Source organism: Pedobacter sp. FW305-3-2-15-E-R2A2 (assembly GCF_038446955.1).
GTDB lineage: Bacteria > Bacteroidota > Bacteroidia > Sphingobacteriales > Sphingobacteriaceae > Pedobacter.
Genome location: NZ_CP151803.1, coordinates 7,559,885 through 7,573,801, shown reverse-complemented (window position 1 = coordinate 7,573,801; position 13,917 = coordinate 7,559,885). Strand labels below are relative to the sequence as shown.

11 protein-coding genes are annotated in these 13,917 nt (G+C 42.6%); 3 read left to right on the top strand and 8 right to left on the bottom strand.

Annotation, left to right across the window (positions count from 1 at the left end; translation table 11 throughout):
* Nucleotides 1-5 precede the first annotated feature (5 nt).
* Nucleotides 6-896, top strand: a complete 891-nt coding sequence (locus tag AAFF35_RS30970) for a PorP/SprF family type IX secretion system membrane protein (RefSeq protein ID WP_342330290.1) — start codon at nt 6-8, stop codon at nt 894-896.
* 418 nt (nt 897-1,314) lie between these two features.
* On the top strand, nt 1,315-3,090 hold the full coding sequence (locus AAFF35_RS30965; protein ID WP_342330289.1) for an aminopeptidase P family protein: 1,776 nt from the start codon (nt 1,315-1,317) through the stop codon (nt 3,088-3,090).
* A 636-nt stretch (nt 3,091-3,726) separates the two neighbouring features.
* Here AAFF35_RS30965 and AAFF35_RS30960 read toward each other — a convergent pair.
* From AAFF35_RS30960 to AAFF35_RS30925, 8 genes are all read right to left on the bottom strand, one after another.
* On the bottom strand, nt 3,727-4,515 hold the full coding sequence (locus tag AAFF35_RS30960; protein WP_342330288.1) for an SDR family oxidoreductase: 789 nt from the start codon (nt 4,513-4,515) through the stop codon (nt 3,727-3,729).
* Between the two features lie 7 nt (nt 4,516-4,522).
* A complete protein-coding gene (locus AAFF35_RS30955; RefSeq protein WP_342330287.1) occupies nt 4,523-5,356 on the bottom strand; it encodes an amidohydrolase family protein in 834 nt (277 codons plus the stop codon).
* On the bottom strand, nt 5,343-6,200 hold the full coding sequence (locus AAFF35_RS30950) for a fumarylacetoacetate hydrolase family protein (RefSeq protein ID WP_342330286.1): 858 nt from the start codon (nt 6,198-6,200) through the stop codon (nt 5,343-5,345). The genes AAFF35_RS30955 and AAFF35_RS30950 overlap by 14 nt, the downstream gene beginning before the upstream one ends.
* A gap of 10 nt (nt 6,201-6,210) precedes the next feature.
* A complete protein-coding gene (locus AAFF35_RS30945) occupies nt 6,211-6,975 on the bottom strand; it encodes an SDR family oxidoreductase (RefSeq protein ID WP_342330285.1) in 765 nt (254 codons plus the stop codon).
* 9 nt (nt 6,976-6,984) lie between these two features.
* Nucleotides 6,985-8,643 carry an altronate dehydratase family protein gene (locus AAFF35_RS30940; RefSeq protein ID WP_342330284.1) on the bottom strand — a complete coding sequence of 553 codons (1,659 nt, stop codon included), beginning with the start codon at nt 8,641-8,643 and terminating at the stop codon, nt 6,985-6,987.
* Between the two features lie 6 nt (nt 8,644-8,649).
* The gene (locus tag AAFF35_RS30935) at nt 8,650-8,982 is read right to left on the bottom strand and encodes an L-rhamnose mutarotase (RefSeq protein WP_342330283.1); all 333 of its coding nucleotides are present in this window, start codon (nt 8,980-8,982) and stop codon (nt 8,650-8,652) included.
* Entirely contained in the window at nt 8,975-10,231 is a 1,257-nt protein-coding gene (gene fucP, locus AAFF35_RS30930) for an L-fucose:H+ symporter permease (protein WP_342330282.1), read from the bottom strand. The genes AAFF35_RS30935 and fucP overlap by 8 nt, the downstream gene beginning before the upstream one ends.
* A gap of 84 nt (nt 10,232-10,315) precedes the next feature.
* Nucleotides 10,316-12,460, bottom strand: a complete 2,145-nt coding sequence (locus tag AAFF35_RS30925) for an alpha-L-fucosidase (RefSeq protein ID WP_342330281.1) — start codon at nt 12,458-12,460, stop codon at nt 10,316-10,318.
* A 327-nt stretch (nt 12,461-12,787) separates the two neighbouring features.
* On the opposite strand from AAFF35_RS30925, the gene AAFF35_RS30920 reads away from it, so the two are divergent.
* Nucleotides 12,788-13,807 (top strand): SDR family NAD(P)-dependent oxidoreductase, encoded by a 1,020-nt coding sequence (locus AAFF35_RS30920; protein ID WP_342330280.1) that lies wholly within the window; start codon nt 12,788-12,790, stop codon nt 13,805-13,807.
* Nucleotides 13,808-13,917: the final 110 nt, after the last annotated feature.

The window sequence follows — 13,917 nt, the reverse complement described above, 5'->3', positions numbered from 1 at the left end:
TAAAGATGAAGACGAAATACAAATTCTTAGCACTGGTACTTATGGCTTTTGCCATAAGTACCAACAGCCAGGCACAGCTAAATCCGCTGGCGGCACAATATTACAGCAACCAGTACCTCATCAATCCGGCCTTTGCCGGTAGCACAGAAGGGCTGAAGCTTAATGCTGCTTACCGTAAATTATGGAGCAATGTTCCCGGTTCCCCGCTCACCCAAAGCCTGACCGGTGATTATGGTTTCAACAAAGTTGGCTTAGGGCTAAACATTTATCACGAAAGTGCAGGTCTGCAAAGACAGATCAGGGTAGTGGGAAGTTATGCCTATCACCTGAAACTCAATGAAAAAAATGACCAGTTGCATTTTGGAGTATCCCTGGGTTTCATGAATCAGCGGTTGGAGACCAGCGATATCTACGGCAATCCCAATGACCCTATGGTAGGTCAGTACAATGCCAGAAAGACCTATCTGGATGGTGATTTCGGAATCGCTTATACTTCCGATAAAATTAACCTGCAGGCATCCATTCCGAACCTGAAAAGCGTCCTGAAAAAGGATGTGATCAAACTTGCCGATGTGACTACATTTTATGCCGCAGCGAGCTATAAGCTTAAAATCAGCGAAGGATTGAACGGCCTGGACCTGGAACCTAAAGTAGCCTATAGAGGCGTGAAAGGTTTTGACAACATCTGGGATGCAGGTGCACAACTGGAGATTGCCAATAAACAGGTCTTCATTATGGGCTTGTACCACAGCAGCGAAAGTGCCACCTTCGGCCTGGGCATGGACTTCAGAAAAAAATACATGGTGAGTGGAATGTACACTACCCAAACCTCTGCATTGAGCGGGTACACGAATGGTAGTTTTGAACTCAATCTCAGGTTCAGTTTACCCAGATAATCACCTTTCCTTTTTTAGGAAAACAACATTTTACCGGGGGAGGATTCAGCACGAATTCCTCCCTCTTTTTATTTAGAGACCAAGCCATCTCTCCTCCTATCTTCGCTTCTTCTTCTAAGCATTTCTAACAGCCTTCGAAATCTTATCCCACATTTCTGATTTCATATTTGTGCTGCACAAAAACAGACAACACCAACCTTTATCCACAAATAATTTAACCTACAAAAACCTAATTATCTGCACACTACGGGTAAACCAAACAAAGTTATTCACATTTACTGTGGATAACTCCAGTCCCATATTACAGTCCTGAATTCTTCGAACCAGATCAACCCGACCTCTGCAAAAAAATAAGCTATATACAGGAATTAAATTCCATAGATTTGCGTTAACGCGATTAGCTATTAAAAATTAAACCATGACATATCAGGAAAAATTAAGCGAGATACGTAAACAAATGAAAGCCGACAATGTACAGGCTTACATCATCCCTTCAGCAGATCCACACATCAGTGAATACTTACCCAACCATTACAAGTGTATTCCTTTTGCTTCCGGCTTTACGGGATCAGCAGGAACATTAGTCATTACCCATGACTTTGCGGGTCTCTGGGCAGACTTCCGCTATTTTGAGCAGGCAACAGAGCAATTGGAAAACAGCGGTTTTGAGCTGGTTAAACAAAAAGTACAACATGCTCCGGAGTACATTCAATGGCTCCTGGAAAAACTGGATACAGGTGCTGTAGTTGCGACAAATGAGAAACTACTTTCCATCCTTTTAGGAGACCTTTTTACGCAGCAATTCTCCATCAAAGACATCCAGCTTAGTGATAAAGATTACCTTAGTCCTATTTGGGAAAACAGACCTGCACTACCTGCAGAAAAAGCTTTCCTGATTGAGGAACAACATATCGGACAATCCGTAGCCGCTAAACTATCCGAAGTAAGAACTGAGCTTCAGAAAAAGGGCGCTGCTTACCACCTGATTTCATCACTTGATGATATGGCCTGGTTATTCAACATCCGTGGAAAAGATGTGAGTTATAACCCTGTTGTGCTTAGCTTTGCCTTAATAGGTCAGGATAAAGCCACCATCTTCATTAACCCTGATAAGCTTAGCACCGATGAAAAAGAATTGCTTGCTGCCAGCGGTGTTCAGGTAATGCCTTATGAAGATATCGAATCTGCCTTATCAGCAGTTCCTGAAAACACCTCTATTTTTATTGATCCTAAGCGCAACTGCTTTGCCTATTCAAAACTATTGCCTGCCTCCGTAAAAGTCATCAAAGACACCAATCCTTCTACCAATTTAAAAGCCATTAAGAACGAAACAGAACTGGCCAATACCCGCATCGCAATGGCGAAAGATGGGGTTGCCATCACCCGTTTCTTAAAATGGTTATCAGAAAACATAGGAAAAATCACCATTACCGAACTCTCTGCCGCAGCCGAACTGCGTAAGTTCAGGGCTGCACAGGAAGGTTTTGTGGGCGACAGCTTCAATACCATCAGTGCTTATAAAGCGCATGGTGCCTTACCACATTACGGCCCATCCGAAGAAAGTGATGTAGAAGTAAAAGAAGAAGGCTTGTTCCTGGTAGATTCCGGAGGTCAGTATTTTTACGGCACAACAGATATCACCCGGACCATTCCGATGGGAAACAATACCGAAGAAGAGAAAACAGATTATACCCTGGTTTTAAAAGGAATGATTGACGGCTGTAAATTGCGCTTCCCTAAAGGAACCTGTGGTTATCAGATTGATGCCATCACCCGCAAACCATTATGGGACTATGCCATCAATTACGGGCATGGAACAGGTCATGGTGTTGGCTATTTCCTGAATGTTCATGAAGGCCCTCATACTTTTAACCCAACTGCGGTTCCTGTTGCGATAGAGCTTGGAATGATCACTTCTATTGAACCGGGAGTATACCGTCCGGGAAAACACGGTGTTCGCATAGAAAACCTCGTAAACACGATTAAAGACGTCAGCAATGAGTTTAACGAATTCTATGCATTTGAATCTTTAACCATTGCACCGATCAGTACAGCTATCGTGCAAAAGGATTTATTGGAACAAGGTCAGATAGAGTGGCTGAACAGCTATAATGCGTTGGTATTTGAACGTTTAAGTCCACTTTTAAATACGGAAGAGGTGGCTTGGTTAAAAGCATATACTGCCGCAATTTAGTTCCGTAGTATTGCCCGGAGAGATTAAATCATAAAAAGGTGTATATTATTCGAAGGCTGGAATCTTTTGTCCTGAAAAGGACAAAACTTCCTAAGGCCTTCTCACAACATACACCTTTTTATTTTTAATACTTTATAAAGAGTTACTGATTAAATTCAGCTTAGAAACCGGGTTAGGGTTTTACCTATCTTCTGCAGGAAATAGTTAGCAAGTTTAAATACGCATCTCGCATTTATCTAAAATGCTCTATCAAATTTTCTTTTCAATTCTCAAAAGAAAATGCTCAATCAGATCAGATAACCATCTGATTATTTATCTCAATCTTACCCTATCAAATTTTCTTTTCAATTCTCAAAAAGAAAATGCTCAATCAGATCAGATAACCATCTGATTATTTATCTCAATCTTACCCTATCAAATTTTCTTTTCCATCCTCAAAAGAAATCAAGCTAGATAAACAGCGCTATTTAACTAATCTGCTTACCCAAACGCCCTTCCCTTTCCAACCCCATTACGAGAACCGCAAATACAGGTTCTGCGTTTTGCAAAAAAAATCAAATGTGCTTAGACGACATCCAAATGTTTTGCCCTTCAGCACAACATTTGAGGAGGATAAGTACATTTGATTTTTTTAATTTAAAGCGGGCTGATAGAGCGGTCGAGATGCACATACCCCCCATCAACATATACCAATTGCCCAGTTGTATGACTCGACGCCTCAGAAAGCAAAAACACCGTTGTATTTGCAATCTCTTCTGCTGTTGTCATTCTGTTCCCAAAAGGAATTTTCGCTTTTATGGAAGCTAATTTCTCCTCAGAGTTAGGAATAGAATTGATCCAGGTCTGATACAATGGCGTATAACATTCTGCAACGATGACCGAGTTCACACGAATTCCATAAGGCAGGAGTTCCACGGCCCATTCTCTCGTTAACGCATTTCTACCGCCATTGGATGCCGCATAAGCAGAGGTTCCACCCTGCCCGGTATCTGCCACTTTCGAACCTATATTAACGATCGCTCCTTTAGATTTTTTAAGTGCCGGTAAAGCATGGTGTGCCATCAGATAATAATGGATTACATTTTTGTGCAGGCTTTCCACAAAACTTTCATAGTTTCCGCTTTCCAGTCCTACCCCATCATTTACCCCTGCATTATTGACCAGTCCATCAATTCTCCCATATTTCTCCAGAACAGTTTTAATGGCTGCTTCACTGGCAGAGGGATTTGTTAATTCGGCAACCAGCTGAAAGACTTTTCCTCCTTCAGCGATAATATCATCTGCAAGGCGCTGGTTATCCGCTTCATTTCTTCCTACGATTACAGGTGTAGCCCCTTCTTTTGCCAGTAACCTTACGATAGCTTCACCAATACCTTTGGCTCCACCAGTTACGAGGACTACTTTATCTTTTAATTGCAGATCCATTGATTGCTTATTTTAAGTTATAAAAGTGAGTTGCATTTCCTCCCCAGAACAGGTTCTGTTCATTTTCCGAGAGTTTTGCAATATAATTTTCCATGACGCTCAGGACCCTTCCATAATCACCTGCCAGCAGGCAAACCGGCCAGTCTGAACCGTACATCACCCTTTTGGCGCCAAAAGCTTCGAAGACCACATCCAGATAAGGATCAAAATCCTTTGCTTTCCATCGCTTCCAATCTGCTTCTGTTACCATTCCGGAGACTTTACAGCTTACATTTTCATGTTTCGCCAATCCTTCTATATCTTGTTTCCAGTCTGCGATGCTACCGGCTTTAATTCCTGGTTTAGCGATATGGTCCAGCACAAAGGGCTGATCCGGAAATCTGGCCGCCAGTTCTGTTGCATATTTCAGCTGGTGCGGATAGATCAGGATATCGTAGGTAAATCCGAATGCTTTCAGTTTACTGATTCCGTTTACAAATTCCGGCTTCAACATTAAGGCAGGATCAGCAGCTCCCTGAAGGATCTCTCTGAAGCCTTTTAGCTTTTCATGCCCGCTGAGGATCGCCAGCTGATCAGTAATGTCTGCTGCCTGCAGATCCACCCAGCCTACTACACCCTTAATAAAAGAATGTGTTGCTGCATGGTTCAGCTGGAATTCATTTTCCTTCTGACTTTGATCTGATTGCACCACCACACATCCATCAAAATTATAATGGTCCAGAATGGGCTTCAGGTGTTGAGGCAGAAAATCATCCCGGAGCACATCCATTTCTTCTGTGATCCAGCTGTCTCTTACCTCATCAAAGTTCCAGAAGTGCTGGTGGGAATCAATTTTTAACATAGTTCTTTACCTGTTGTCTGGAAGTTCCAAGGCCATCGATACCAAGCTCAACCACATCTCCTTCTTTAAGGTAAACAGGTGGTTTAAAACCTAGGCCTACACCTGCCGGAGTGCCTGTAGAAATCACATCGCCCGGCAATAAAGTCATAAACTGACTTACATAAGCCACCACAAAAGGAACATTAAAAATAAAGTTGGACGTATTTCCATCCTGCATTTTCTGACCATTTACCGTCAGCCACAGGCGAAGGTTGTTCACATCAGCCAATTCATCAGCTGTGGCCAGGAATGGCCCTAAAGGAGCGAAAGTATCACAACCTTTTCCTTTATCCCAGGTCCCGTTTCTTTCGATCTGGAACTCTCTTTCTGATACATCATTGTGTAACACATAACCCGCAACATAATCCAGTGCATCCGCTTCTTCTACATAGGAAGCTTTTTTACCGATCACTACTGCAAGTTCTACTTCCCAATCCGTTTTTACTGAATTTTTAGGAATGATGATGTCATCAAAAGGTCCAACCAAAGCGGTAGTCGACTTCATGAAAATCACCGGTTCCGGTGGAAGTGGAGCATTTGTTTCTTTAGCATGATCTGCATAGTTAAGGCCGATACATACAATCTTTGAGGGACGTGCTACCGGAGATCCCAGGCGGGTATCCGCTGGTACTACCGGCAATTCCGTTTCATTATTTTTCACAAAAGCAGACAATCTTTCCAGTCCGTTGTTCTGAAAAAACTGCTCATTATAATCTTCGCCAAAGGCAGAAGTATCGTACCAAATATCGTTTATAATTACACCGGTCTTTTCCTGATCGGCGGCTCCCCATCTGATTAATTTCATTCTTGTGTTTTTAATTATTTAATTTAATAAATCCTCCATCAAGGGGATAATCATTTCCGGTAATAAATCCTGCTTCTTCTGAACACAGGTACAATGCCAGTGAGGCTACTTCTTCAGGTTTCCCCATTCGTCCCACAGGCTGGCTTTTAGACAATTTCTCAAAGACTTCTGCCTCCTGACCCGCGTAATTTTTAGCAATAAATCCATCTACGAAAGGCGTATGTACCCTTGCCGGAGAAATGCTGTTGCAGCGGATGCCATCAGCCATATAATCCCGCGCTACAGAGAGCGTCATCGCAAAGATCGCCCCTTTACTCATCGAATACGCAAAACGGTCTGTAATCCCTACCACGGCCGCTATTGAAGCCATGTTTAAGATCACTCCTGACCCACTTTTCTTTAATGCCGGGATTCCGGCATATAAACAGTTATAAGCTCCTTTTACGTTCACGTTGAATACTTTGGTGAAGTCTTCTTCACTCGTGGTATCCGCCTTCCCGATATGGGCAATCCCTGCATTATTTACTAAGATATCAATTTCTCCAATCTGGCTGAAAGTATTTACGACTGCTTCCTGATTGCTCACATCACAACCATAAGCCGCAGCAGCTCCACCTGCAGCTTCGATCTCTGTTACGGTTTGTTGTGCCGCATCGGCATTCAATTCAATGATGTGCACCTTTGCGCCCTGCTTCGCAAAAAGCATGGAAATGGCTTTACCTATTCCACTACCTCCACCCGTAATAATTGCTGATTTTCCTTTTAAACTGAACATATTTTATTGCTATAATGAAACGCCTCTTTTCCATGGGATAAAATCATCCTGATTGAGCAATACTGCTTTCGGAGTCACTTCTCCACTGGCAGCTTTGATGCAATATTCCAGAATTTCTATTCCCATCTCTTCAATTGTTTTTTCTCCGCGGATGATCGCACCCGTATCAATATCAATGATGTCACTCATCCTTGTCGCCAGTTGTGTATTGGTAGCCACCTTGATCACCGGACATACCGGATTTCCTGTTGGCGTTCCCAGACCAGTGGTAAACAAGATCAGGGTTGCACCACTTGCGGCTTTCCCTGTAGTGGCTTCCACATCATTTCCGGGAGTACATACCAGACTTAATCCTGGTTTCGTTACCGGTTCCGTATAATCCAACACATCAACTACCGGTGAAGTTCCTGCTTTTTTTGCAGCTCCGGTACTTTTTATCGCATCCGTAATCAGGCCATCTTTAATATTTCCCGGCGAAGGGTTCATATGAAAGCCAGAACCTACCGCATGTGCCTGTGCATCGTATTCCTGCATCAGGCGAATAAATTTATCAGCAGTAGGTTTATCCACACATCTGTCGATAATGTTCTGCTCTGCACCACATAATTCCGGGAATTCGGCAAGCAATACTTTAGCACCTAAAGCCACCAACAGATCAGAGGTATAACCTACTGATGGGTTGGCAGAGATTCCGCTAAAACCATCACTTCCACCGCATTTCACCCCTACACACAACTTACTCAGTGGCGCCGGGGCGCGTTCTATTTTGTTAATTTCTGTCAGCCCGACAAAGGTTTTAAGGATGGCTTCTTTTATCAGTTGCTCCTCACTCTGACTCTGCTGTTGTTCAAAAATTAAGATGTTCTTATCGAATGCAGGATTTCTTTTCTTTACATCATTCAGCAAATCCTGTGTCTGCAAATGCTGACAACCCAGACTTAGCACCGTAATTCCGGCCACATTGGGATGATCTGCATAAGCAGCCAGCAAATTACTCAGCAAGGCTGAATCTTGTCTTGTGCCACCGCAGCCTCCCTGGTGGTTTAGAAATTTAATCCCATCCACATTTTTAAACACCCTGTTTTTTGCAGGTTGTATCGTCGAAAGGCTATCCAGCTGAAAGGATGCAATGCTTTCGCCTTCATTGAAGGCGCTGAGCAGCTGATCCGTAAACAGTCTGTATTTATCTGTTACCGCATAACCCAAGGTATGGTATAAAGATTCTTTGATCACATCCAGGTTTCTGTTTTCGCAGAATACTGTAGGTACAAACAACCAATAATTTGCCGTTCCTACTCTTCCGTCTTTACGGTGATAGCCATTGAAAGTACGGTTAACAAAGGCAGAAACATCTGGTTTTTGCCACTGGTAATTTACGTCCCTGAAACTATAATCCTGCGAAGCGTGATGAATGTTATCGGTGGTCATCAGACCTCCTTTAAGAATCGGAGTAGTGGCTTTTCCAACCAGGACCCCATACATCAATACCTCGTCGTCTACCTTCAGGTCTGTGATAAAGAATTTATGTTTTGCACGGATGTCATCCTGTAAGATGATCTGTGAATTATTCCATTCGATGACCTGTCCTTTAGGTAGATCCTGTAAGGCTACCAGAACATTATCATCCGGATGGATTTGTAAAAAACTACTTTTAGTGCTTGCTGACATTACCCTTTATAATTGAAATATTTTATCCATCATCATCCATTTCTCACCAGGTTTCGCTCCCGGTACTGCCTGTTGATATTTCCACATTAATGTTTCCCATTCCTGGACCTTTTCATTTCCGGCATCCATCGCCGCTTTTTGCTCGAAACTAAAGTCCTCGCTCACCTCCATGATCATGAACAGGCGGTTACCTGTCCTGTAGATCTCCATATTCAGAATTCCTGACGATTTGATGCTTTCTATAATCTCCGGCCAAACTGCCTTATGCATTTCCTCGTATTCTGCGATCAGCTGATCATCCGCTTTCAAATCCAGCGTTAAATAATATTGCTTACTCATAACTTTTATTTTCAATCACCTTATGGCCTTTTATGCCAAACAGGAATACCACTACAAAACAGATTAAAGGGACAATATATCCCACTTGAATATTGTGCGTCAAATCGCTGATATACCCCATTACCGGAGGCAATATGGCACCGCCAACGATAGACATAATGATTAAGCTACTTCCAAATTTAGTATCCTTACCAAGATCTTTAATTCCCAGAGAAAAGATGGTTGGGAACATGATCGACATAAAAAAGGCAATGCCTATTACCGCATACAACGCAATAGTTCCACTGGATGTTATGGCTACGATACATAAAATGACATTAATAAAAGCATAGATCGACAGGAGCTTTCCTGCACTGATGAATTTCATCAGGAAGGTTCCGAAAAATCTGCCCACCATGAAAGCCATTCCCATTCCATATCCTGCATATTTTGCCGCCTGTTGCTCGTCTATTCCCGCCGCTTTGGTGGCATATAAGATGAAAAAGCTGAATACACAGACCTGTGCACCTACATAGAAAAACTGTGCAGCAACGGCCCAGCTCAGGTGACGGTGTGCCAAGGCATGAAAGATGCCCGTTTTCTCTCCTTCTTTTTGTTCTGTTTCTTTAATCTCCGGCAGCTTTAAGAAAGCGAAGATGATCGCAATCACTAAAATAATGCTGCCCAGAATAAGGTAAGGCATTTTTACACTGGAAGCCTCCGAGGCTAAAGCCACCTGTTTCGCAGACTCGGTCATGGCATTTAGCTCTGTATCTGAATATCCTTTTGTCAGGATGATCTTCGCTCCGATAATTGGCGCAAGCGTTGCCGCCAGCCCGTTAAAGGACTGTGCGAAGTTCAGTCGGAAGGTCGAGGTTTCCGCTGGCCCGAGTAGAGAAGCATATGGGTTTGCTGCGGTTTCCAGAATCGTCAGTCCGCAGGCAATAATAAAAAGTGCAATCAGGAAGAAAAAGTAAAGCTGTGTATTTGCCGCGGGAATGAATAAAAATGACCCTATTGCAAATAACAGCAAACCAATGATGATACCTGTTTTGTATCCATACTTTTTCATGATAAACCCTGCAGGTAATGCCATCAGGAAGTAAGCAATAAATACCGCGGAATCCACCAGTGAAGCCTGCAGTGTAGAAAGGCTGAACGACTTCTTCAGGTGAGGAATAAGGATTGGATCAAGATTGTGCACGAAACCCCACATAAAAAACAGGGACGTGATCATGATGAATGGAAAAAGGTATTTATTTTTAGTCATTGGTTTAATTTTTTGGTTATCCAAAGGACGCGAATTATGTTACATTTTATTTTATGATTTTATCATATCATTAAATGATTTTGGCTACTTTCTATACAATTTAAGGGCAACATTTGACAATCCCAGTGTAGTATGCGGAGACAAAGGGCGGTGCAGCTGCCAGCTGAAAGGATAGTATTTTCCCTTTTCCGTATTCAGTTCCGGCAGGTCTTTGGAATAGATCTGCTGTTTTAAATTATTGCTGATTCCTACGGTGATGTCTTTTTTATAACCATTATAAAATTTCACCAGCAATTGGTTCTTACCTTTTTTCAATGGCAGCAAAATCACATCATTCAGTTTCGCTTCTTTAAAAGGATTGTTGTGCTTAGCCAGGACCTCACCGTTCAGGGTGACAATGACACCATCAGTGCTCGTTATTCCGGCAAGGTAAGACTGATCTGCTTCGGAATTGATCTCCTGCATCAGATAGATTGCAGTCTCTGTTTCCGCAGGTAAGGTATACTGTTCATTATTTTTCCATTCCGTTTTCTTTGTCCAGGTTTGATCTGTATTCCTTCCCCATCCTTTTTCTGGGTTTATGGCATGAATATCCCCTGGAAAACCATCAATACCAGCTCCTGATGGTCCGGAAAGATAAATTGTACCCCAGCTGACCGCTCCGGATTTTGGAAGTTCTTCTAGCTTTCCATCAGAGAAAGAAACCGTAGAAACCTTTCCATTCAGTTCCAGATCTATGGTTGTATTTTTTTCCTGATCTGAATAATAGATTCTCGGGATGTACTTTCCGGTTGTCATGGCTTTTAAGGTCCAGGATTCTTTAACCGTACTTTGATATCTGGTATTGTAATCAATTCCGGAATTGCTGTAATGCTTAAAAGCATTATGGGAATTAAGTATGATTTCTTCGTTGTTTAGCGCAATGATATTTGCAGGTGGAACCTGATATCCATTTACAAAAGTGATCGCAATTACTTTAAATTCTTTATTGATGTCAAGACCTGCCGGCACGTTGATCTTTACCCCCGACTGATCCTGTGAGAAAGTTAGTTTCTGCTTTGCCTCTCCAAGAACAGCTATACTTTTGATCTTGCCCTGAAGTCCGGGTAAGGTAATCTGTCCATTTTCCGGGCGCTCCAGCAAGTGTAAAAAAATCTTGTTGGTTTTGCTCGTTAAGCTGCCCCACTTAAAGGAGATATGGAAAGGATCGGGATCAGCACCATAAATTGCTTCCCCGTTTTTATCTAGCCATTTTCCTATTTTCAACAGCACATCTTTTTCAAAATCTACCACACTTCCATCCCCCTTCGGACCGATATTCAACAAAAAGTTTCCGCCCCTGCTCACCACACGAATCAGACTGGTTAGCTTCTCTCTTGTTTTCTCTTCTTCGCTTCCGCGATTCTGCCAGGAACGATAGCTCCAGGTTTCATCAAAGAAAGAGGCAGGAGATTGCCATGGCACGCCAATCGTATAATCGGGTTCCTGGTTATCCCCCATCACATTAAAATCGCCCATGTCATTTCCAATCCGGCTGCCTATCATACAGTCTGGCTGAAGGCGATGAACCAAATCTCTCAATTCCTTGCTCTCTGCTGCACTCTGAGAACCCATATCAAACCATAGCTCCGATACCGGGCCATAATTGCTCAACAATTCTGTGATCTGTTTTTTATTATATTCCACATGCTCCGGAGTGATGTAATCCGAGTTGCTGCTTGAGATCGGTGAAGCCTGAGGAAAATGCCAGTCGATCAGCGAAAAGTACAATCCGAAGCGCAACCCTCCACGTTTACAAGCCTCAGAAAGCTCCTTTAAAACATCTCTTTTATAGGGCGTCGCATCTACCACATTAAAATCAGTGGTATTCGTTTTAAACATGCAAAAGCCATCATGGTGTTTAGAAGTGATCACAATAGATCGCATCCCTGCTTTTTTTGCCAGAGAGACCATAGAATCGGGATTCCATTTTTCCGGATTAAACCTTTTAGCGACTTTAGCATAGGTATCGCTATAGATTCCTGCATGGGCCTGAATTTGCTCACTTAAGCCTTTACTTACCGGTTTTCCTTCCCAGACTCCACCCAATACGGAATAGATGCCATAATGGATAAACATCGTATACTTCTGATCCTGCCAGGCTTTTAAAGCTTTTGGATCATGTTGTGAAAAACTAAAACTGCTCCAAAGCAGGAGCATGAACAGCAGAATGCCTGATTTATGTTTCATCGTCAATTCTATTTGGATTTAGGTGGTTCTTTTTAAGACGTATTCAATTTAATTAAAAGCGGCTAATTCAAAGAAAGGAAATTGAAGGGTATAAAGTTTTCTGTATTTGTCAAATGATTAAGCGATTTTGGCAGACATAAGATTGTTACCTAAATAAAAATACGCGCAGCAGGGGGCTTAAAGAATGAACTGCAGCATTTAAAGCAGGGAACAATAATGGGATAAAGAGCAAATTAACCGGTCCTTAAAACAAAGCAAAATAGGTCTTTAAAACAAAGTTGATCCTTTCAATCTCCCCTACTTTTGTGTCAACAAAACAAAATTGACATGAAAAAGAACAACTATCAAGGTGCGTTACAACAACCGCTCGGTTCAGGATTTAACGCCACATCAACAGCAGCTGAGGTCATCAAAGGGATCAATCTCAATGGAAAAATTGCAATCGTAACAGGTGGAAACACCGGTATCGGCCTGGAAACGACTAAAGTCCTTGCTTCCGCCGGAGCAACCGTGATTGTTCCTGCAAGGGACATGGAAAAAGCAAAGAAAAACCTCCAGGGTATCCCTAACGTAGAACTGGAAACAATGGACCTCATCAATCCGGATTCCATTGATACTTTTGCAGAAAAATTCCTGGCATCAGGCAGACCATTACATCTGCTGATCAACAACGCAGGCATCATGTGGGTGCCATTGAGAAGAGACAGCCGTGGTATAGAATCTCAACTGGCCACCAATCACCTCGGACAGTTTCAACTTGCGGCCAGGTTATGGCCTTCCCTTAAAAAGGCAAATGGAGCCAGAGTGATCAATGTTTCCTCTTTCGGTCACCAGATGTCAGCTTTCGATTTTGAAGATCCTAATTTTGAGCATCGTGAATATGACACCCTGCTCGGCTATGGCCAGTCAAAAACAGCAGGCAACTTATTCGCCCTTGAACTGGACAATCGTGGCCAGGAGTTCAACATCAGGGCCTACTCCCTGCATCCCGGTTCTGTTTATGGTACTGATCTTGGCAGAGAAGAGCCTATCGCACTCTTCCAGAAGATGGGGACCTATGACGCTGATGGCATCATTAAACAGGAAGTGGCCAATAAATTAAAAACGATTCCACAAGGTGCAGCCACAACAGTCTGGTGTGCTGTAAGTCCTTTACTTAACAGCATTGGTGGGGTATATTGCGAAGATTCAGACATTGCAGTGCTGGACATGGGAACTATTGAACACAAATACGACGAGCCTTCCACCTTACGTGGCGTGCAACCTTATGCACTGGATGAGGGGAGTGCTAAAAGATTGTGGACATTAAGTGAAGAAATGACAGGGCTGACCTTCCATACTCAGTAACCATTTCCAAATCGGCTTAGCAGAAAGGAATTCAATTTTAGACAACGAATACAACAAAGGTAATTTTTGTCGTATTTTCAATTTGATAAATCATCAATCAGACCAACCAG

What these genes read in the sequence shown, in the direction of transcription:
- AAFF35_RS30970 (WP_342330290.1), top strand. Translation starts at nt 6, where the DNA reads ATGAAGACGAAATACAAATTCTTAGCACTGGTACTTATGGCTTTTGCC.
- AAFF35_RS30965 (WP_342330289.1), top strand. Translation starts at nt 1,315, where the DNA reads ATGACATATCAGGAAAAATTAAGCGAGATACGTAAACAAATGAAAGCC.
- AAFF35_RS30960 (WP_342330288.1), bottom strand. Translation starts at nt 4,515, where the DNA reads ATGGATCTGCAATTAAAAGATAAAGTAGTCCTCGTAACTGGTGGAGCC.
- AAFF35_RS30955 (WP_342330287.1), bottom strand. Translation starts at nt 5,356, where the DNA reads ATGTTAAAAATTGATTCCCACCAGCACTTCTGGAACTTTGATGAGGTA.
- AAFF35_RS30950 (WP_342330286.1), bottom strand. Translation starts at nt 6,200, where the DNA reads ATGAAATTAATCAGATGGGGAGCCGCCGATCAGGAAAAGACCGGTGTA.
- AAFF35_RS30945 (WP_342330285.1), bottom strand. Translation starts at nt 6,975, where the DNA reads ATGTTCAGTTTAAAAGGAAAATCAGCAATTATTACGGGTGGAGGTAGT.
- AAFF35_RS30940 (WP_342330284.1), bottom strand. Translation starts at nt 8,643, where the DNA reads ATGTCAGCAAGCACTAAAAGTAGTTTTTTACAAATCCATCCGGATGAT.
- AAFF35_RS30935 (WP_342330283.1), bottom strand. Translation starts at nt 8,982, where the DNA reads ATGAGTAAGCAATATTATTTAACGCTGGATTTGAAAGCGGATGATCAG.
- fucP (WP_342330282.1), bottom strand. Translation starts at nt 10,231, where the DNA reads ATGACTAAAAATAAATACCTTTTTCCATTCATCATGATCACGTCCCTG.
- AAFF35_RS30925 (WP_342330281.1), bottom strand. Translation starts at nt 12,460, where the DNA reads ATGAAACATAAATCAGGCATTCTGCTGTTCATGCTCCTGCTTTGGAGC.
- AAFF35_RS30920 (WP_342330280.1), top strand. Translation starts at nt 12,788, where the DNA reads ATGAAAAAGAACAACTATCAAGGTGCGTTACAACAACCGCTCGGTTCA.